The sequence below is a fragment of the Agrobacterium sp. CCNWLW32 genome (assembly GCF_037083425.1).
GTDB classification, from domain to species: domain Bacteria; phylum Pseudomonadota; class Alphaproteobacteria; order Rhizobiales; family Rhizobiaceae; genus Agrobacterium; species Agrobacterium radiobacter.
Genome location: NZ_JBAOJM010000001.1, coordinates 287,571 through 306,926, shown reverse-complemented (window position 1 = coordinate 306,926; position 19,356 = coordinate 287,571). Strand labels below are relative to the sequence as shown.

The 19,356-nt window shown below is 60.3% G+C and carries 19 protein-coding genes; 7 read left to right on the top strand and 12 right to left on the bottom strand.

The window, feature by feature from the left end; genetic code table 11:
• Positions 1-72 precede the first annotated feature (72 nt).
• Positions 73-894 (top strand): mechanosensitive ion channel family protein, encoded by an 822-nt coding sequence (locus V6R85_RS01710; RefSeq protein WP_003501978.1) that lies wholly within the window; start codon positions 73-75, stop codon positions 892-894.
• 169 nt (positions 895-1,063) lie between these two features.
• Entirely contained in the window at positions 1,064-1,750 is a 687-nt protein-coding gene (locus tag V6R85_RS01705; protein ID WP_111834267.1) for a metal-binding protein ZinT, read from the top strand.
• 185 nt (positions 1,751-1,935) lie between these two features.
• On the opposite strand, the gene V6R85_RS01700 is transcribed toward V6R85_RS01705, so the two are convergent.
• The 3 genes from V6R85_RS01700 to V6R85_RS01690 all read right to left on the bottom strand — a co-directional run bounded on the left by V6R85_RS01700 (position 1,936) and on the right by V6R85_RS01690 (position 4,791).
• Positions 1,936-2,754, bottom strand: a complete 819-nt coding sequence (locus tag V6R85_RS01700; RefSeq protein WP_099085520.1) for an ABC transporter permease — start codon at positions 2,752-2,754, stop codon at positions 1,936-1,938.
• The gene (locus V6R85_RS01695; RefSeq protein WP_162690383.1) at positions 2,751-3,539 is read right to left on the bottom strand and encodes an ABC transporter ATP-binding protein; all 789 of its coding nucleotides are present in this window, start codon (positions 3,537-3,539) and stop codon (positions 2,751-2,753) included. The genes V6R85_RS01700 and V6R85_RS01695 overlap by 4 nt, the downstream gene beginning before the upstream one ends.
• A gap of 208 nt (positions 3,540-3,747) precedes the next feature.
• The gene (locus V6R85_RS01690; RefSeq protein ID WP_111780929.1) at positions 3,748-4,791 is read right to left on the bottom strand and encodes an ABC transporter substrate-binding protein; all 1,044 of its coding nucleotides are present in this window, start codon (positions 4,789-4,791) and stop codon (positions 3,748-3,750) included.
• A 290-nt stretch (positions 4,792-5,081) separates the two neighbouring features.
• Here V6R85_RS01690 and V6R85_RS01685 point away from each other — a divergent pair, with 290 nt between their 5' ends.
• From V6R85_RS01685 to V6R85_RS01670, 4 genes are all read left to right on the top strand, one after another.
• Positions 5,082-6,641 carry a VOC family protein gene (locus V6R85_RS01685; protein ID WP_111834266.1) on the top strand — a complete coding sequence of 520 codons (1,560 nt, stop codon included), beginning with the start codon at positions 5,082-5,084 and terminating at the stop codon, positions 6,639-6,641.
• Positions 6,642-6,811: 170 nt separating this feature from the next.
• Entirely contained in the window at positions 6,812-9,583 is a 2,772-nt protein-coding gene (locus V6R85_RS01680) for a DUF2339 domain-containing protein (RefSeq protein WP_162686141.1), read from the top strand.
• Positions 9,580-10,224, top strand: a complete 645-nt coding sequence (locus V6R85_RS01675) for an HD domain-containing protein (RefSeq protein WP_111784527.1) — start codon at positions 9,580-9,582, stop codon at positions 10,222-10,224. The genes V6R85_RS01680 and V6R85_RS01675 overlap by 4 nt, the downstream gene beginning before the upstream one ends.
• Positions 10,225-10,235: 11 nt before the next feature.
• A complete protein-coding gene (locus tag V6R85_RS01670; protein WP_111834265.1) occupies positions 10,236-11,078 on the top strand; it encodes an MOSC domain-containing protein in 843 nt (280 codons plus the stop codon).
• Positions 11,079-11,201: 123 nt separating this feature from the next.
• Here V6R85_RS01670 and V6R85_RS01665 read toward each other — a convergent pair whose 3' ends face one another.
• Positions 11,202-11,936, bottom strand: a complete 735-nt coding sequence (locus V6R85_RS01665) for a class I SAM-dependent methyltransferase (protein ID WP_060724000.1) — start codon at positions 11,934-11,936, stop codon at positions 11,202-11,204.
• A 166-nt stretch (positions 11,937-12,102) separates the two neighbouring features.
• Between V6R85_RS01665 and V6R85_RS01660 the strand changes: the two genes are divergently transcribed.
• Positions 12,103-13,317 carry an MFS transporter gene (locus V6R85_RS01660; protein ID WP_162691508.1) on the top strand — a complete coding sequence of 405 codons (1,215 nt, stop codon included), beginning with the start codon at positions 12,103-12,105 and terminating at the stop codon, positions 13,315-13,317.
• Here V6R85_RS01660 and recO read toward each other — a convergent pair whose 3' ends face one another.
• The 8 genes from recO to V6R85_RS01620 all read right to left on the bottom strand — a co-directional run bounded on the left by recO (position 13,318) and on the right by V6R85_RS01620 (position 19,271).
• Entirely contained in the window at positions 13,318-14,097 is a 780-nt protein-coding gene (gene recO, locus V6R85_RS01655) for a DNA repair protein RecO (RefSeq protein ID WP_060723998.1), read from the bottom strand. It lies immediately after the preceding gene.
• A 56-nt stretch (positions 14,098-14,153) separates the two neighbouring features.
• Positions 14,154-14,531: a response regulator gene (locus V6R85_RS01650; RefSeq protein ID WP_031234546.1), complete on the bottom strand. Its 378-nt coding sequence runs from the start codon at positions 14,529-14,531 to the stop codon at positions 14,154-14,156.
• A 136-nt stretch (positions 14,532-14,667) separates the two neighbouring features.
• On the bottom strand, positions 14,668-15,420 hold the full coding sequence (locus V6R85_RS01645) for a Crp/Fnr family transcriptional regulator (protein WP_020813373.1): 753 nt from the start codon (positions 15,418-15,420) through the stop codon (positions 14,668-14,670).
• 176 nt (positions 15,421-15,596) lie between these two features.
• A complete protein-coding gene (gene era / locus V6R85_RS01640; protein WP_161974047.1) occupies positions 15,597-16,547 on the bottom strand; it encodes a GTPase Era in 951 nt (316 codons plus the stop codon).
• Between the two features lie 73 nt (positions 16,548-16,620).
• Positions 16,621-17,340, bottom strand: coding sequence for a ribonuclease III (gene rnc / locus V6R85_RS01635; RefSeq protein ID WP_003509950.1), 720 nt, complete (start codon positions 17,338-17,340; stop codon positions 16,621-16,623).
• Positions 17,337-18,083 carry a signal peptidase I gene (lepB, locus tag V6R85_RS01630; RefSeq protein WP_003509951.1) on the bottom strand — a complete coding sequence of 249 codons (747 nt, stop codon included), beginning with the start codon at positions 18,081-18,083 and terminating at the stop codon, positions 17,337-17,339. The genes rnc and lepB overlap by 4 nt, the downstream gene beginning before the upstream one ends.
• A gap of 208 nt (positions 18,084-18,291) precedes the next feature.
• Positions 18,292-18,696 carry a holo-ACP synthase gene (gene acpS, locus V6R85_RS01625; protein WP_111834264.1) on the bottom strand — a complete coding sequence of 135 codons (405 nt, stop codon included), beginning with the start codon at positions 18,694-18,696 and terminating at the stop codon, positions 18,292-18,294.
• On the bottom strand, positions 18,693-19,271 hold the full coding sequence (locus tag V6R85_RS01620; RefSeq protein ID WP_099085525.1) for a DUF2062 domain-containing protein: 579 nt from the start codon (positions 19,269-19,271) through the stop codon (positions 18,693-18,695). Before V6R85_RS01620 ends, acpS begins: the two co-directional genes overlap by 4 nt.
• Positions 19,272-19,356: the final 85 nt, after the last annotated feature.

Here is a 19,356-nt window from a genome sequence, read left to right as displayed (position 1 = left end):
CGTTTTAGCGGAACCCTCACGGCGTCCAGTCGTTACCAACCCTGAACAGCAATAAAAATCACAGGATAATTCATGGAACAACAGGCAACGGATATCATCGTCGCATCGCAGGCGGCGTTGCAGCAGGCGAGCGCGCTTGCGGTGCAATATTCCTTCTCGGTCGTTGGTGCGCTTCTGCTGCTGATCATCGGCTGGCTGGCCGCCACCTTCCTGCAACGCTGGGCCTTTCAGGGCCTGTCGCGCATTCGCGGCTTCGATGCGACGCTCGCCGGCTTCTTCGCAGGCGCCATCCGCTATGTGGTTCTCATTCTGGTACTGGTCATGGTGCTTGGCCAGTTCGGGGTGCAGACCGCCTCCATTCTCGCCGCCCTTGGCGCCGCCGGTCTGGCCATTGGTCTGGCGCTGCAGGGCACGCTGCAGAATATTGCCGCCGGCATCATGCTTCTGGTGCTGCGTCCCTTCCGGGTCGGTGAATATATCGAGACCGGCACGGTCAGCGGCACGGTGATCGAGATCGGGCTCTTTGCCACCGAACTCAAGACCAGCGATGGGCTCTATCGTCTCGCGCCCAACTCCACCCTCTGGAACGTGCCGATCACCAATTACAGCCGTTTTCCCTCGCGCCGTCACGAACTGAGCCTGACGGTCAAGACTGACGAGGATCTCACGGCCGCGCAGAATATGCTGATGAAAGTCGTGCGCTCGGAGAGCCGGGTTTTGCTGGACCCCGCCCCCGTCACCTTCGTCGATTCGGTCAGCGCCGACAGCGCCACCGTCAAATTGCGCTACTGGGTGCGCAGCGACAGTTATTTCGCGACAACCCGCGACGTGACGAAGGCCATGAAGCTCGCCTTCGACGAACGAAAGGCGGAAGTGAACGCGCAGCCTGCCTGAGACCTCACCTCTCCCCCCTCTTTTCAAGCGCGGTGGCTGCAAGAGCCATCGCGCTTTTTCGTTGCGTTGCGTTGGAGCACACACTTGCATCCCGCTGACGTGGCCTCTATAGGTCGTTACGTAATGTTATTACGTAACTTACTTTTATGGATATGAGAGGGCCGAAACAATGCAGAAGATACTCACCCGCGTCACCGGCGCTGTCGCACTTGGTTCCATGCTGCTGGCGGCGACCACGGCAATGGCTGCCGGTGGCGACAAACCCGCAGCCCATAGCCACGACCATGGACACGATCACGGCCACCAGATGACCGAGGCGGAAAAGCAGATCTACAAGGGTTATTTCGAGGATGCGCAGGTGAAACCACGTGCGCTTTCCGACTGGGAAGGCGACTGGCAGTCGGTCTATCCCTACTTGCTGAACGGCTCGCTGGACCCCGTCATGGCCGAAAAAGCGGCCCATGGCGACAAGACCGCCGCCGAATACCGCGCCTATTACGACATCGGTTACAAGACCGATGTAAACCGCATCGTCATCAAGAGTGACAGCGTGGCGTTTTATAAGGACGGCAAGCCCGCTGAAGGCACCTATGTCAGCGACGGCCATGAAATCCTGACCTACAAGAAGGGCAATCGCGGTGTCCGCTACATCTTCAAGAAAACCGGCGGCGATGAGGCCGCACCGCAATTCATCCAGTTCAGCGATCACTCCATAGCCCCGGTCAAGGCGGGCCATTACCATCTCTACTGGGGAGCTGACCGCAAGGCGCTGCTGGACGAAGTGACCAATTGGCCGACCTATTATCCCTTCCTGATGGACGGCGGCGATATCGTGAAAGAAATGGCGGCGCATTGAGACCGTAACTTAGCGGTCTTCCGCAGCATGCGTGAATGACGCGAGCGGTTGCCGCTTGTCACCTTCTCCCCGAGGGGGAGAAAGTCGCGGCAGCGGGATGAAGGGGCAAGCTCTCGGCTTATCGCTGGCGGTGCCCCTCATCTACTCCTCCGGGGCATCTTCTCCCCGGCGGGGAGAAGAAAGGCTCACTGCCCCATGGTCGAACGATGCGCCCAGCCGGTCATGCGCTTTTCAAGCCAGGCCATAATCGCATACATGACGATGCCTTCCACCGCGAGCATCAGCAGGCCGGCAAAGACGAGCGGCACATTGAACTGGCTCTGGGCCGAACTCATCATGTTGCCGAGGCCATAATTGGAAGCGACGGTCTCCGATACGACCGAGCCGACGAAGGCGAGCGTGATGGCGATTTTCAGCGAGCCGAAGAAATAGGGCATGGAACGCGGAATGCCGACCTTCAGCATGATATCCATCTTCTTTGCGCCGAGCGCCCGCAGCACATCTTCCGTTTCCGGCTCTATGGTGGCAAGCCCGGTCGCGACATTCACGACGATGGGAAAGAAGGAAATCAGGAAGGCGGTCAACACGGCGGGGACCGTGCCGATGCCGAACCAGATGACGAGGATCGGCACAAGCGCCACTTTCGGGATGGCGTTGAAGCCGATCATCAGCGGATAAAGCCCGGCATAGATGGTTTTCGACCAGCCGATGAACAGACCGATGGCAAGACCGGCGGCCACAGCAATGGCAAAACCCAGTGTCGTCGTATAAAGCGTCTGCAGCGAATTCTTCCAGATCGGCGACCAATATTGCATGATGGCCTGTCCAACCCTTACCGGTGACGGCAGAATGGTGGGCGGCATTTTCAGCGCATGGACGAGCAGTTCCCACAACACGAAAAGCGCCAGCGTATAAAGCCATGGAGCGGCTTTCACCCAGTTGACGCGGGCGATCAGCGGCTTGCGCGACTCGGCCGCAACGGTGCTTTCCAGGATCGCGCTCATGCCGCCACCCTCGCCTGGGCGATCTCGCCATGCAGTTCCTGCACCATGTCGTTGAAACCCCTGTCGTACATGATATCGAGCTGGCGCGGGCGGGCAAACGGAACGCGGTGTTCCGCGAGCACGCGGCCCGGCCTTGCGCTCATCACGAAAATCTTGTCGGCCAGAAATGTCGCCTCGCGCAGATCATGGGTCACAAGGATGATGGTGACACGCTGTGCGGCGTGCAGGTCGCGGATGACGCACCACAATTCCTCGCGGGTGAAGGCATCGAGCGCGCCGAAAGGCTCGTCCAGCATCAGTAGTTCCGGTTCGTGGATCAAGGCCCGGCAAAGATTGGCGCGCTGCTGCATGCCGCCGGAAAGCTGCCACGGGTATTTTGAACCGAAACCCTTCAGGCCGACGATTTCCAGCAACCGCTCGGCTTTCGCGACATATTCCGCCTTATGGGCGCGCAGGCGTCGGCGATGTTTCTCGACGATTTCCAGCGGCAGCAGGATATTTTCGAGCGTTGTGCGCCAGGGCAGCATCGTCGGGTTCTGAAACGCCATGCCGACAATGGAAACCGGCTCCGTGACCTGCCGCCCGGCAACGATGACATTGCCCTTCTGCGGAATATGCAGCCCGGTCACCAGCTTCATCAGGGTCGACTTGCCGCAGCCGGAGGGACCGACCACTGCGGCAAATTCACCCTTGTCGACCGTCAGGTTCAAGCCGGATACGGCCAGCGTGCCGGCGGAGCCGCCGTAACGCATGTCGACACTGTCTATTTCCACGAGATGTGACATTGCTGTCCCCGTTTTAAGTTGCTGATCGGGCGGTTGAACCCTGCAGCGTTGCAGCTTGTTTCTTCTCCCCGCCGGGGAGAAGGTGGCCCGAAGGGTCGGATGAGGGGGCAGCGCCAGCGATAGACCGAGAGCTTGCCCCCTCATCCCGCTGCCGCGACCTTCTCCCCGGCGGGGAGAAGAAGCATGCCGCACCCGCTCACTCCGCCCATTACGGAAGCATGCGCTCTTCCTTGGCCGGCAGGTAGGTCGCGTCGAACACCTGCTCCGCCTTGACGTTGCCCTTCAGGCCGAGGGAGACTTTCAACGTTTCGACGGAGGCCGCAAGCCGGGCAGGATCGACGCCGCCCATGCCGTTTTCCACCACATAGGGCGTCTTGATATTCATGCTGTTGGCCATGTTGAGGCGTTCAAGCTCGATGGCGCTGTCGAGCGTCTCGTTGCGCTTGAGCACAGCCGCCACGCCCTCTTCGGGGTTCTTGACTGAATCGGCGAAGCCCTTGGCCAGTGCTTTCAGAAAGCCCTTTACTGCTTCCGGGTTTTTCTCTGCGAAATCAGTGTTTACCAGCACCGCATTGCCATAAAGATTCAAGCCGTGCTCGGCCATCAGGATGGTCGAGATATCGTCATCGGCGATGCCCTGTTTCTTGAGGTTGAGGATCACCGAAAAGGCAAAGCCGAAAACGGCGTCGACATCGCCCTTGGCGAGCATCGGTTCACGCACCGGAAAACCGATCGATTCGATCTTGATCTTGCTGTCGTCGAGACCCGCCACCTGTTTGAAGGCCGGCCATTGCGCGAAAGCGCCATCCGGCGGCGGCGCGCCGAGCTTCTTGCCTTCCAGCGACTTCGGATCACCGGTGACACCCAGCGACTTGCGGCCGACCACGGCGAAAGTCGGGCGCTCATAGACCATATATACGGCCTTGATCTTCTGGCTCGGATCTTCGTCGAGGAACTTCATCACCGAATTGATATCGCCGAAACCCATCTGATAGGCGCCGGTCGCCACGCGCGGAATAGCTTCAACCGAACCGTTACCGCTGTCGATGGTGACATCGAGACCCTCAGCCTTGAAGTAACCCTTGTCGAGCGCCAGCAGGAAACCGGCGGCGGGGCCTTCGAACTTCCAGTCGAGCGTGAATTTCACCGGTGTTTCGGCCCGCGCCTCGATGATCGGCAGCGAAAAGCCGGCGGTTACACCGATGGCGGTAATGGCCAGAGCTCTGGTCAACAACCTGCGCGTTAAAATCATCTGTTCCCCCTGATGGTTTTGTTGGATTGGTTGCATAAGACCCAATTCCAACCCTCAAGGCAAGATAAAATTGCATACAAAATAGCCGTTATTTTGTGTGCTTATTTTATATGCACAAACAATCACAAGACAGGCAAAAAGCCGGCAATCTGCCCATCGCGAATGCAACGAAGCGAAAGCAGTATCGTTCACCCAGAGAACACAGCGTTCTCATTTGCCGGGGTTGCGGATCAGGGGCAGCGTGCGACAAATAGGGCCATGAACAGCAGGCGAAACGGCGGGACGGCAAGATGAATTCTGCACTGGGCATACACCACATCACCATGATCACCCGGAAGGTGCAGGCGAATGTGGATTTTTACGCCGGCTTTCTGGGCTTGAGGCTGGCCAAGCGCACGGCCGGCTTCGAAGACGCCGTGCAGCTTCACCTGCTTTATGGCGATGACATCGCCTCGCCCGGCTCGCTTCTGACATTTCTCGTCTGGGAAGATGGCGGCCAGGGCCGTGTCGGGTACGGCCAGACGCTGGAAATTTCCGTGGCGATCGATCCCGCTGCGATCGGCTTCTGGCTGACGCGGGCGCTGAGATTCGGCATCCGCGCGGAAGGCCCGACTGACGAATTCGGCGCTCCGGTTATCCGGCTGAAAGATCCTGACGGCCTGATCGTCAAGCTGGTCGGCACCCGCGCCTTTGCCGATGCCACGCCACATGTGACCGACGATATTTCCGCAGAAGACGCCATTCGCCGAATCTATGGTGCGACGGTGCTGAGTGAAGTGCCGGAAGAAACCGTAGCGTTTCTGGAGAAACATTTCGGCTACCGGCAGGAAAGCCAGGCGGGTGCGATCCGCCGGCTCGTTTCCGACAGCGGCGACATTATCGACGTGCGTGACGCCACCGGCTTCTGGTCCAGCGCGCCGGGCACCGGCACCGTCGATCACATCGCCTTCCGGGCGAAGGACATGGATGAGCTGAACACGGTTCTAACCGGGCTGAAATCGCTGAATTCCAGCACCACCAACGCCCATGACCGGAAATATTTCCACTCGCTCTACGTCCGCGAACCGGGCGGCGTGCTGATCGAAATGGCGACCGATGGGCCGGGCATGACGGTCGACGAACCGCTGGAATCGCTCGGCGAAAAACTGTTCATCCCGCCGCTCTTCATGAAGGACGAGGCGGATGTGCGTGTCGCCCTGCCGCAATTCTCGATGCCGGGCGAAGAACGCATCATCTATCGCGACCTGCCCTTCGTGCACCGTTTCTACACGCCCGAGGAAGCTGATGGCAGCACCATCATCCTGCTGCACGGTTCCGGCGGCAGTGAAACGAGCCTGATGCCGCTGGCGCACCGGGCAGCACCGGGCGCCACCCTTCTGGGCGTGCGCGGCCGCAGCACGGAAGAAGAAATCGCCCGCTGGTTCCGCCGTTTTCCCGATTTCAGCTTCGACCAGCAGGATATTGTCACGGAAACAGAAGCCTTTGCCGCCTTCGTGGAGGGGGCAATCCGCGCCTATGGTCTTGATCGCTCGAAACTGCGGTTTATCGGCCATTCCAATGGCGCGAACTTCTACGCCGCCTTTGCCGCGCTCTATCCCGAACTTGCAGGCGACGCCCTGCTCTATCGCCCGATGCCGGTTCTCGAAACATGGCCGCAAACCGATCTTTCCGGCCACAATTTCCTGCTCGTGGCGGGACAACGCGACAAATATCTCGACAAGGCGAGCGAACTGCAGGGAAAGCTCACGGCGAGCGGTGCAAAGGCCGAGATGGAAACCGTTGAGGACGGGCACGAGCTCGGGCTTACCGATATCGAAGCGGCGCGGCGGTGGCTGGCGGGTGCTTCCTGATTCGAGCGGTACATCGGATCGAGCGGAGGCCACCCATTTCTTCTCCCCGTCGGGGAGAAGAAACAAATGGCATATGCTTACCCCCGCGCCACCCACACCATTCATCAACCGGGCCTTGCATAAATTCACCAAAAGGGCTTTAAAAACAGCTTCGTAATTGGAGAGTCCGTTTGGAAATCCCGCTGTTTATCCTCGCCCTCGTCGCGGCCTTCATCTACACGCTGGTCGCGAGCATCCGCAATTCAAGCCGAATCAAGTCGCTCGAACGGGAGGTGCACAGCCTCAAGCGGCTGATGGCTGCGGGCGTGACGTCGGCTGCGGCAGTGCAAACGGAGAGCACGGAATCCACGGTAAAACCGGATTTCGAGGCGGAAGAGCCAAGCACGCCCCCTGCGGAAGACACAGCCTTCCAGGCTGAATACGCATCCGAGCCCGAAGACGCCGCCGCCATGGCAGCATCGGAAGAGCTGGCGCGCGAGGAGGCCCAACCTGCGCCTGCCGCCGAGGCCGTATCCACCCCGGCAACGAAGGAGAGCTTCGAAAGTCTGCTCGGCGCGCGCTGGGCGGTCTGGGCCGGTGGACTGGCGCTGGCGCTCGGCGGCATTTTCCTCGTTAAATATTCGATCGAATCGGGCCTGCTCAGCCCGGCCGTGCGGCTTTCGCTCGCCGCCATTTTCGGTCTTGTTCTCGGGCTTGCCGGCGAAGCGATCCGCCGCAAGGCGGTGCCGGGCATCGCCACCACCTATTCCAACGCCATGATACCGGGCGTGCTGACGGCGGCGGGCGCATTGACGCTGTTCGGCGTGGTTTATGCAGCCTATGGCATTTACGACTATATCGGTCCCGGCGCGGCTTTTGGCCTGCTTGGCCTCGTCGCTTTCGCCACCATCGGGCTTTCGCTGCTGCACGGGCAGGCGCTGGCCGGTCTCGGCCTTCTCGGTTCGATGCTGACACCCGCGCTGATTTCCACCGAAACGCCGAATATCTGGGCGCTCTTCGTCTTCCTCACCGTCTCCTGGCTGGCAACGGCGGCAGCGGCGCGCAGGCAGGGCTGGACCGTGGTTCCCTCTCTCGCCAATGCCGGGCTTGGCCTCTGGGCGCTCGGCTATATCGGCTTTTCCGAAACGATCAGCGCCGAACCGCCAACACTTGCCCTGCTCGTCATGCTGGCGGGAACAATATTCCTCTGGCCCGGCAAGGCATTCGACACGCCGCCCGCCCAAACTGCCGAAACCGCAGCGCCCGAGCGACGCGCCGTCCGCGCCATGCGGCTTCTGCTACGCCCGTCACTCGCCCTCAATCTCACCGTCTCGATGGCCGTGATCCTGCCGGCAATCGGCTTCCTTTTTGCCGATGGCGGAGTCGATACTCATCCGGCCCTGATCGTTTCAGCGCTCATAGCCGCCCTTGCGGCCCTTGGCGCCGCCCGCCACTATGCGGTATGGCCCGCTATTATCGCAGCACTTGGCGCGCAGGCTGCGGTATCGCTGATGTCACGTCAGGGTCTCGACTTCATCGGCGTCATCAACGATACGGCCGTATCGCTTCCGCCCGTGTCGGTTGGCTACACGGCGGAAATCGCCATGGCGCTCGGCCTCGGGGGCGTCTTCGTGCTGTCCGCCTTCTCCTTCCTGAAGCGCAAGGGTGCTGACGACGCGGATTTCGCCCAGCTCTGGGCTGGTATCGCCGCGCTATTCCCGGTCTGGCTCGCCACCGCAAGCTTTGTCGAATACGGCAATCTTGGCCGCGACTGGCTGCACGCCGCCTATGGCCTCGGCCTCGGCTTCGTGTTGATTGCAGGTGCCGAATGGCTGCATCGGCAGAACAATGAGACCTATCGCAAACCGCTCAACATCCTCGTGCTCGGCTCCTTCGCCGCCTTCGCGCTCAGCCTGCACACGCTGACGGAGGGGCTGGTGACAACCGTTCTCCTTTCGGTCATCGGCTTCATCTATGTGCTGGCCAGCCGTTACCGCAACTGGGAGGTTCTGCCCTGGGTGATGGCCGTGGCAAGCGTTGCCGTTCTCGGCCGCATCGCCTGGGAACCCACCATTGTCGGGCCGCAAAATCTTGGGCTCACGCCGGTCTTCAACGCGCTTCTTCCGGGTTACGGCATTCCCGCACTGCTGGCCGTCGCCTCGGCATGGCTGCTGCGCGACTGGCCGGGGGTCAGGGCGAAGAACTTCCTGCAGGCGATTGCCAGCGTCATGGGTCTTCTCGCCGTCGCCATCCTCGTCCGCCACGCAATGAATGGCGGCACGCTGGATGACAGTGTGCCGACGCTTGGCGAACAGTCGATCTATACGCTGCTGACCATTGGCTTCTCGGGCGTGTTGATGACGCTCGATCTGAAAAGCCCCAGCCCCATCTTCCGCTACGGCTCGATGATTGCCGGCGTGATTGCCGTCATCAACGTGCTGACGATGCATTTCTTCACGCTCAACCCCTATTTCACCGGCGAAAATACCGGCCGCATCCCGTTCCTCAACCTGCTGCTGATCGGTTACCTCCTGCCGGCGCTCGCCTATGGCGGCCTTGCCTATTACGCGCGGGGAAAACGTCCACCGCCCTATGTCAGCATGCTGGCGGTGGCGGGCGCAGCGCTCGGTTTTGCCTGGGCCACGCTTTCAGTGCGCCGCTTCTGGCAGGGCGAAAATATTGCCGACTGGAAGGGTTTCCTGCAGGGCGAGACCTACAGCTATTCGGTGGTCTGGCTGCTGATCGGCGTGTTGCTGCTCGTGCTTGGCTCGCGCTTTAATGCCCGCAGCCTGCGTCTGGCATCGGCCGCCTTCGTGCTGATCTCGGTTGCCAAGGCGTTCCTGATCGACATGAGCAATCTCGAAGGCGTGCTGAGGGCGCTGTCCTTCATCGGGCTCGGCGCGGTGCTCATCGGCATCGGCCTGTTCTACCAGAAGATCCTCACCCGGAAGCCGCAGGCATGATCGCGGCCGAGGCTTTCGCGCCCTATGCGGCGCTTGCGCAGGACCTGATACCGCACGCCGCAGACAGCGGCGACGGTTCGCATGATCTTGCCCATATTCACCGCGTCTTCCGCAACGCCATGCGCATCCATGCGGGCGAAGGCGGCGATGGTAACGTGCTGGCCGCCAGCGTGCTGTTGCATGATTGTGTGGCGGTGGAGAAGAACTCACCGCTGCGCGCGCAGGCCTCGCGGCTTGCGGCGGAAAAGGCATCCGGCATTCTGATGGGGCTCGGCTGGAAACAGGCGGATATTGACGCCGCCGCCCATGCCATCACCACACACAGCTTTTCCGCCAATATCGAACCGCAGACGCTGGAGGCGAAAATCCTTCAGGATGCCGACCGGCTGGACGCCATCGGCATGGTGGGGGCGGCGCGCTGCTTTTATATTGCCGGGCGCATGGGCTCAGCACTTTATGATCCGGTCGACCCGCTGGCGAAGGACCGGCCGCTTGACGACCGCGCCTTTGCCATCGACCATTTCGAAACCAAGCTGTTCAAGCTGGCCGACGGTTTTCGCACCGAGACAGGCCGGCAGATGGCCAGGGCCCGCCATGAGCGGCTGAAACAGGTGCTGGACCTGTTTCTCGACGAGATCTAAGGAGACCCTAGATGCGTGTGACCGAACTCAACATCTATCCGCTGAAAAGCGCGCGCGGTATCCCTCTCTCCGAAAGCGCCGTTTCGGCCGAAGGCCTGCCGGGTGACCGCCGCGCCATGCTCACTGATCCCTCCGGCCATTTCATCACCCAGCGCGAATTGCCCGCCATCGCCACGGTTCTGGCCCGGCATGAGGATGGCGGCATGGTGCTGGCGCGCGACAAGGACGGCGAGATTTTCGCAAGGCCATCCGGGCAGCGCATGGATGTGGCGGTGTGGAAATCGATCGTCAGCGCCAATATCGCCGATGACGAGACCAATGGCACGCTCTCGGCATGGCTGGGGCGCGAGGTGAAGCTCGCCTTTTTTGATGATACCTCGAAACGTATTGCGAGCCTCGAATGGACGGGCAACGAAACGCCCGTCACCTTTGCGGACGGCTACCAGATCCTCGTCACCACCACGGCCTCGCTTGCCGCGCTGAACGACAATATGCGCGCCAATGGCGAAGACGCTGTTGGCATGGAGCGTTTCCGGCCGAATATCGTGCTTGACACGGACGAGGCATGGGCTGAGGACCGCTGGGCGGCCATCGAGATTGGCGGCATTCGCTTCGATCTCGTCAAACCCTGCGCCCGCTGCATCATGACCACGCAGGATCAGACCACCGGCTCGCGTGATGTGCCCTCCCCCATGAAAGCCATGGGCCGCATCCGCATGTCCGGCGACCGGCGCGTGCCCGGCCCGCTCTTCGGCTGGAACGTGACGCCGCGCAGCCAGGGCAAGCTGTCCGTCGGCGATGTGGCAAAGGTGGTCGAGGAACGGCCGGAAGGCTGGACGATCAAACGGCGGTAAGTTGCTGGTTCGGGTCAAACCCAACCCACAGCCCACAGCGCAAAGTTTTCATAGGCTGGCGCGCCCTCTCTCCATCATTCCTGCGCCTGTCACAGGATGAGGAAAGGACGGAGCATCACCGCATCACGGCTTGTGCGCCCCGACGATCAGGAAAATCGGGCGGCGATCTTCGTGCTTCAGTTCAGGCCGCTCGGCCATCAAGGCCGGATCAGGCCTCGGCTCCGCCAGCCGCGTCAAAACAAATCCGGCAGCCAGGAGACCATTGAGAAGGCCTGACACCGTGCGGTGATATTTGACCACATCGTCCGCCATCCAGTTGGAATGGCGCACGCCCTGACTTTGATAATTATCGAGCGGCCAGTGCAGGATTTCGCCATCCTCGCCATAAAACCAGTCCTGTTTTTCCAGCGCCGTGAAAACGGGATGTTCGATGGAAAAGATGAAATCGCCGCCGGATTTCAGCACGGCAAAGACCTTCGCGAATGCCACGTCGAGATCACGGACGTAATGCAGGGCGAGAGAACTCAGCACCACATCGAAACTTTCCTGCGGAAAATCGATGTCTTCGATGGCGGCGCGGCGGTATTCGATGCCGGGCCCGCCATTTATTTCGGCGGCGCGGTGCAGCATGTTTTCCGAGAGATCAACGCCAACGACATGGCGCGCGCCCTGCTCTGCGGCAAAACGGCAATGCCAGCCGAAACCACAACCGAGATCAAGAAGGCTCCTGTCTTTCAGGGGCGGAAGCATGGCACGCAATTCATGCCACTCGCCGGCCTGACGCAGGCCCTCCACGGAGCGCGGCATGGCGCTGTAACGCTCAAAAAACCCTGGATCGTCGTAGATATTCTGTTTCATCGTCTTCTCTCCGGCCGTATTCCATCAATCGCATGAATAGTGGCCGTCAAGAAAAGTCGCTAGTGGGACTGGCTGACAAAAGATAATATTCATCCCATCATAGCGGAATCTGCGGCAAGCCATGTCCCTCTTTTTTGGGACGAGGCGCCGCGATGGGGGAATATTCATGTTGCAAGCCACACGCCAGACAATGCCCTGGCTGATTATCGCCGCCGGGTCACTGATTGCCGTCATGACCTTCGGGCCGCGTTCGGCCATGGGCTTCTTCCAGCTGCCGATGCTTGCCGATACCGGCTGGGACCGTTCCACCTTCGGTCTCGCCATGGCCCTGCAGAACCTCTTCTGGGGTCTCGGCCAGCCCTTCTTCGGCGCCATCGCCGATAAATACGGCACGGGCCGCGTGCTTGTTCTCTCCGGCCTGCTTTATGCTGCCGGCCTCATCTGCATGTCCTTTGGCACCTCGCCCTTCTGGCTGCATTTCGGCGGCGGCGTGCTCGTCGGGCTCGGCATTGCCGCCGGTTCCTTCAGCGTCATCCTTTCGGCCTTTGCACGCCATGTCACGCCGCAGCAGCGTTCGCTCGCCTTCGGCATCGGCACGGCGGCGGGCTCAGCCGGCATGTTTCTGTTCGCACCGATCAGTCAGGGGCTGATCTCCACCTATGGCTGGTCGGACAGCCTCGTCTGGCTTGCCGCGATGATGATGCTCGTGCCGCTGCTCGCCTTCTTCATGCGCGGCAATTCCTCTTCCGGCAGCCAGTCGCAGGCGCAGTTCCAGCAGACGGCAGGCGAAGCGCTGAAGGAGGCGCTCGGCCATAAAAGCTACCTGCTTTTGACCACCGGCTTTTTTGTCTGCGGTTTTCAGGTGGCCTTTATCACCGCGCATTTCCCGGCCTATCTCGGCGATATCGGCATCGAACCGCGCTACGCCGTCATCGCCATGGCGCTGATCGGCTTCTTCAACATCATCGGGTCGCTTGCCGCCGGTGTCATTGCCCAGCGTTATTCGAAACCCTATCTGCTCGCCTATATCTATATCGCCCGCTCTGTCGCCGTCACAGCCTTCCTGCTTCTGCCGCAATCGCCGCTTTCGGTCATCATCTTCGCCGCCGTCATGGGCATCCTCTGGCTTTCCACCGTGCCGCCCACCAATGCGCTGGTGGCGATCATGTTCGGCACACGCCATCTCGGCATGCTCGGCGGCGTCGTGTTCCTGTCGCACCAGATCGGCTCGTTCCTCGGCGTCTGGCTCGGCGGCTTCCTTTACGACAGGCTGGGTTCCTATGATCTCGTCTGGTGGCTGGGCGTCGGCATGGGGATTTTTGCGGCCATCGTGCATTGGCCCATTCAGGAGCAACCGGCCCCGAGGCCTGCAATGGCCTAGTCAGACAGCCTTATCGAGCGCGGGCGGCATCACCTTCCCCTCAGTCGCCCGGCCTTCCAGCGCCTTCAGCGCCGCCTGCACGAAACCGTCGCGGGCGGCGTTTTCGTTGAGCCCACGCGGATCGTAGACATGTCGGTTGAGGAAATGGGCGGTGAGGCGGAAAGCCGCCGCAAGGCTGTCAGGATCGGCGGCCTTCGACTGGCCTTCGCTCAAGAAAGCCGGAAGCGACAGCATGCGCTCCGCATAGGGCGCGCCTGCCGTGCGGCAAACCGCCCGGCCCGTCTTTGGCGATACATAGATGAGGTCGGTGCGCAGCCCCGTCGCCGCGCATTCGGTCAGATCAAGCCCGAAACCGAGATCGTTCAGCACTGCCAGTTCAAAGCGCACGAACAATTCCCCGGCATCGACGGGGTCGTGGAGATTGTCGAGAATGATATCGAGCGCCTGATAGAGATGCGGGTGCGGATCACGCTCCGGCAGAAGCCTGAGAAGAGCACCCATGGCCTGTACGCCATAAACCGCGGTCGCCGTCTCCATCAGTTGTGCGGCGCGCAATTGCAGCGGCTCGATGCGGAACTCGCCGAGATGATCGTGAAGGCGCGCGCGCCAGATGACATCCACCCGGTTTCCGGCCTGTAGCACCGGCTGCATGCTGCGGGAACGGCCGGAACGGACCAGCCCCAGATGGCGGCCACGCGAAGGGGTCATCACCTCGGCGATGACACTCGTCTCGCCATGGCGTTTTACGCCGAGAATGATTGCCTCTTCCTGCCACTGCATGAAACGCGTCCGAATTTCGATTCAAGGCCGATCATACCCGATCTGGCGGCGAAACGTTATTCTTTTACGGCATTGTCGACCGTGCCGACGAGGTTGAGGACGAAATCGATAATTTCGTTTTCCCCGAAGGGCTTGCCCAGCAATGGCGCATGCATGAGATCATCCGGAAAGCCCGTCGTGTCGCCATAGCCGCTGACGAAACCGAAGGGAATTCCCCCATCGCGCAGCCCGCGCGCAAAATCATAGCTCTTGCCGTCGGTAAGGCTGACATCGAGAAGCACACAATCGGCGCCGTCCTCTTCAACGGCCTGTCTCGCCTGCGCCAGCGTCGTGGCGATGACGACGGTTTCCACCCCCATGGACTGGAGAACCGCTTCGACATCAAGCGCCACCAGATATTCATCCTCAACGATGATAACCCGTTGTGGCACCATATGTTTTCTTCTTCCTAAAAAGATGGCCGCAAGGCTCGAAGCTGCGGTTTCCGACATGATTCTCCAGTGAGATATCACGACAGGAGTCGCAAATTACGGCTCCACCGTCATTTAAAAAAGACATGTCGAAAGAAGATCAGATGAAGGGTCTTTGCCGCTTCTCTTCGCTTTCCCAGCTGGCCACATGGCTCAACCCGGCATCATCAAGCACCAGACAACCCTTGTCGGTCCAGCGAATGAGACCGCGATCGACCAGCTTTCTCAAGGTCTTGTTGGTGTGGACAATGGACAGGCCAAGTGTATCCGCCACATGCTGCTGGGTGACCGGGATCGGCGTTTCCCCCTGTATGAGATGGACCGCCTTTGCCTTGCTGTAGAGGAAAACAATCAGATAGGCGGCGCGCTCCAGCGCCGTGCGCCGGCCGATGCTGAGGAGATGGCTGTCGAGCATGCGTTCCTCACTCGCAGCGATCCAGGTCAGGTCATAGGCAAGCGTCGGATGGTCGGTGAAGAGATTATTGAGGCGCGAGCGCTCGAAGACGCATAGGGTGACTGGCGACAGCGCCTCCACCGAATGCTGCATTTCCCCCATCACCGTGCCCTGCAGGCCGACGAGATCGCCGGGCATGACATAGTTCAGTATCTGCCGCCTGCCGTCTTCCAGCGTCTTGTAACGGAAAGCCCAGCCCTGCAAAACGGTGTAAAGATGGGCGCTATGCGAGCCTTCCATCAGGATGACGGAGCCGCCTTCCACCGCAAGTTCCCCCGTCTTGAAACGCGAGACGAAATCTAGCTCGGAGGAGGAAAAGTCGCGGAAATGCGGCAGGTCGCGCAGGGGACATTGCTGGCACGGGGTGGTGGAAATTCCGTTCGGTTTTTTTGGCGACATGAATATCCGTCATCGAAAAAAGGTTGCGCCCAATTGTTTTGGAACAACCCGCCCGAACGTATTCGGTTCCCGATGGTGGGTGAAGATATTCAGTTCGCTATTTGTACGTCGTTCCATCCCCCAGCGCCCTCATTCCTGTGCTTGCCACAGGAATGAGGGGGTGAAGCGGATGTGCTTCAGTTTCGGGGGAATTCCAGTCCCATTTCGCGGAAACGCTCGGGGTCATCACCCCAGTTCTCGCGCACCTTGACGAACAGGAAGAGATGCACCGGCTGTTCGAGGATTTCCGACAGTTCCTTGCGCGAGGCGGTGGAAATGGCCTTGATCGCGTCGCCGTTCTTGCCGAGCGCAATCTTCTTCTGGCTGTCGCGCTCGACATAGATCACCTGCTCGATGCGTACCGAGCCGTCCTTGCGTTCTTCCCACTTTTCCGTCTCGACATGCGAGGCATAGGGAAGCTCCTGATGCAGGCGCAGGAACAGCTTCTCGCGGGTGATTTCGGCAGCGAGCTGGCGCATCGGCAGATCGGAAATCTGGTCTTCCGGATAATACCACGGACCTTCCGGCAGAGCCTCCACCAGATAATCCATCAGATCTTCGCAACCCGAACCGTTGGTGGCCGAAATCATGAAGGTGCGGTCGAAGGCCACCGTCTCATTGGCGGCGGCGGCAAGCTTAAGCAGGTCTTCGCGCTTCACCTGGTCGATCTTGTTGAGGCAGAGGATCTTCTTCTGCGGAACATCCTTCAGGCCTTCGAGAATGGCCTCGGCGTCGCCTTTAAGACCACGTTCGCTGTCGATCAGCAGCAGGATGAGATCGGCATCCTTCGCGCCGCCCCAGGCGGAGGTGACCATCGCGCGGTCGAGCCGACGGCGCGGCTTGAAGATGCCGGGCGTGTCCATGAAAACGATCTGCGCATTCTTGTGAATGGCGATGCCGCGCATCACGGCGCGCGTCGTCTGAACCTTGTGGCTGACGATCGAGACCTTGGCGCCCACCAGCCTGTTGACCAGCGTCGACTTGCCGGCATTGGTCGGGCCGATAAGGGCCACGAAACCGGAACGGGTCGGAAGGTTGTTGTCTTCGCCTTCAATGGCGGGGTTTTCGTGATCGGTCATGATATCCATCAAGGTCAGAGGTATTCAACATGCGGCCTTATCGGTCCGCCATGCGCTCGATTTAGCACCCTATGGCGGGCGCTCAGTTCTGGGTGGAGCCCTTCTGCCAGACGCCTTCGCGTTCCAGCAATCTGGTTGCCGCCACCTGCTCGGCCGCGCGCTTGGAGCGCTCGACACCGGTTTCCGGCTTTACGCCGGGAATTTCGACAGTCACTGTAAAGCGAGGATCGTGATCCGGTCCGGAGCGATCGTCAATCCTGTAAGAGGGCGTGGTCGCAAATCTGGCATGCGCCCATTCCTGCAATTCGGTCTTGGCGTCTCGCCGTCCGGCATCCACGCTCGTTGCGCGGCCCTGCCAATATTTCAGAATGAACTTGCGCGATGCTTCCAGCCCGCCATCCAGATAGATGGTGGCGATCAGGCTTTCGACCACATCGGCGCGCACATTCAGCATCGCCTTGCCGGTCAGCTTTTTCACGTCGGATCCGGTACGGATGAAATTGTGCAGCCCCATCTCGTCGCCGATCGCGGCGCAGGATTCGGCGCTTACGAGCTGGTTGAGACGGACGGAGAGTTCACCTTCGGTGGCGTTACGGAAAATGGAGAACAACAATTCCGCCACGCAGAGGCCGAGAACGCGGTCCCCTAGAAATTCCAGCCGCTCGTAATTGCCGGCCGCGGCGGAGCGGGCGCTGGCATGGGTCAAGGCCCGGTCGAGCCGGGCCTTTTCCTTGAACTCATATCCGATCAACGCTTCCAGACGGGAAATTTCGTCCGCGGAAAGCGGCTTGGTCTTACTCATCCCACAACCTTGAACAGGCGGTCCCAACGCATGTTGGCCGGCCATTCCCAAATGCGGCTGAACGGCGTGTCGTTGCCCAGCGAGAAGAAGATGACGCTGGCGCGGCCGATCAGGTTTTCTTCAGGCACGAAACCGACATCGAAGCGGCTGTCGAGCGAATTATCTCTGTTGTCGCCCATCATGAAATAATGGCCTTCCGGCACCACGAATTCACGCGTGTTGTCGCCGCGCGAATCGGGCGACTGGTCCAGCGTGTCGTAGGTGACGCCATTATCAAGCGTTTCGCGGAAAACAGGCACATTGGCGCCCGGATCGGCGCGATAATCTGACGTGAAGGTGCCGTCGGGCTGCTTCGGAACCGGCTGACCGTTGATGAACAGCACGCCGTTCGTCACCTGGATGCGATCACCCGGCAGGCCGACGAGACGCTTGATATAATCGACTTCAGGATTGGGCGGCAGGCGGAAGACCACGACGTCGCCGCGCTTCGGCTTGCTGAATTCGAGAATACGGCCCGAAAACAGGTTCGGCGAAAAAGGCAGCGAATATTTCGAATAGCCGTAGGAGAATTTGTTGACGAAAAGATAGTCGCCAACCAGAAGCGTCGGCATCATCGAGCCCGATGGAATCGTGAAGGGCTGAAAAAGCACGGTGCGGATGACCATGGCCAGCAGCAGCGCCTGAATGATGACCTTGACGTTCTCCCAGAGGGCGTTCTGCTTCTTTTCAGCTTTTTCCGACACTTAAAGACCTGCCTGATTGTTTCCCGGCTTCTTCGGCTTCGCGAAGGCTTCCGGGCCGTTGTTTGTAGAGCCTGCGGCGGTGGAGCGGTTTCACACTGCCGGCAAGGCTTTCATATTTCTGCGACTTCTCTAGAACCTTTCCAGCCCGAAGGGAAGCGCTTCTGTCACACGCCCGCAAATAGAGCGCCAATGCGGCAAGGCCGGGGCCTCAATCGATCACGGGAAGCGCTTCTATGATCACAAATGCCTGAGCATAGGGAAAATCGTCCGTGATCGTCAGGTGAATATTGGCGCGGTGGCCGGCGGGCAGCAAGGCCGCCAGCCTCTCCCCCGCCCCATTGGTCAGCCTCATGGTCGGCTTGCCGCCCGGCAGATTGACGACACCCATGTCCTTCCAGAAGACGCCATTCGCAAGGCCGGTTCCCAGCGCCTTGGAACAGGCTTCCTTGGCGGCAAAACGTTTGGCGTAGGAAGCGGCGCGGTTCTTGCGGCCATCGGATTTCGCGCGCTCGATATCGGTGAAACAGCGATGGGTGAAGCGCTCGCCGAAACGTTCGATCGACTTTTCAATGCGGCGGATGTCGATCAGGTCGCTACCCAATCCAATGATCATTTCAGCATCTCCAGAGAAGCATTCTTGTTGGCGGCGCGATGCGCGAGATTTTCCATCTTGCGGCGCTGGAAACCGCTGATGAGGCCATAAACGGCGATATAGGCGATGATTGCGCTGATGCCGGCCGGAAGAAGCGCGCCGATGGTCATGGGCTCCAGCACCGGCGTCCATATCTGCCGGAATTCAAGATGGCTGAACAGCGCCACGAAATCCACATGCGCGGCACTTTCCGTCTTCTGCCGGCCGAGAATGAAGTGTCCCAGCTCCCAGGTGGATGCCCAAATGAACGGAAATGTCAGCGGATTGGCGAAGGTGGTGCCGAGCGCCGCCGCCACGAGATTGACGCGCAAGAGGAAACCGAGCGCCATGGCGATGATGATGTGAACGCCGAGAAACGGCGTCCATGCCACGCCCACACCGATGGCGACACCGGCGGCAACAGAATGCGGAGAGGCGGAAAGCCTGAGCAGCCGCAGCTTCATATAGCGCAGCGAACGGGAAAAACCCGTTCGCGGCCAGAACAGGTCGCGAATCTTCTCTGAAAAACCAACGGGTTCACGGCGGCGAAACGGCATGGGGGCAGTCTATTTCATCGCCCCGGCCGAGCCAAGAGCATGGTAGACAACAAAGGACTTTTGCTGACTTATCCCCACGTCCGTC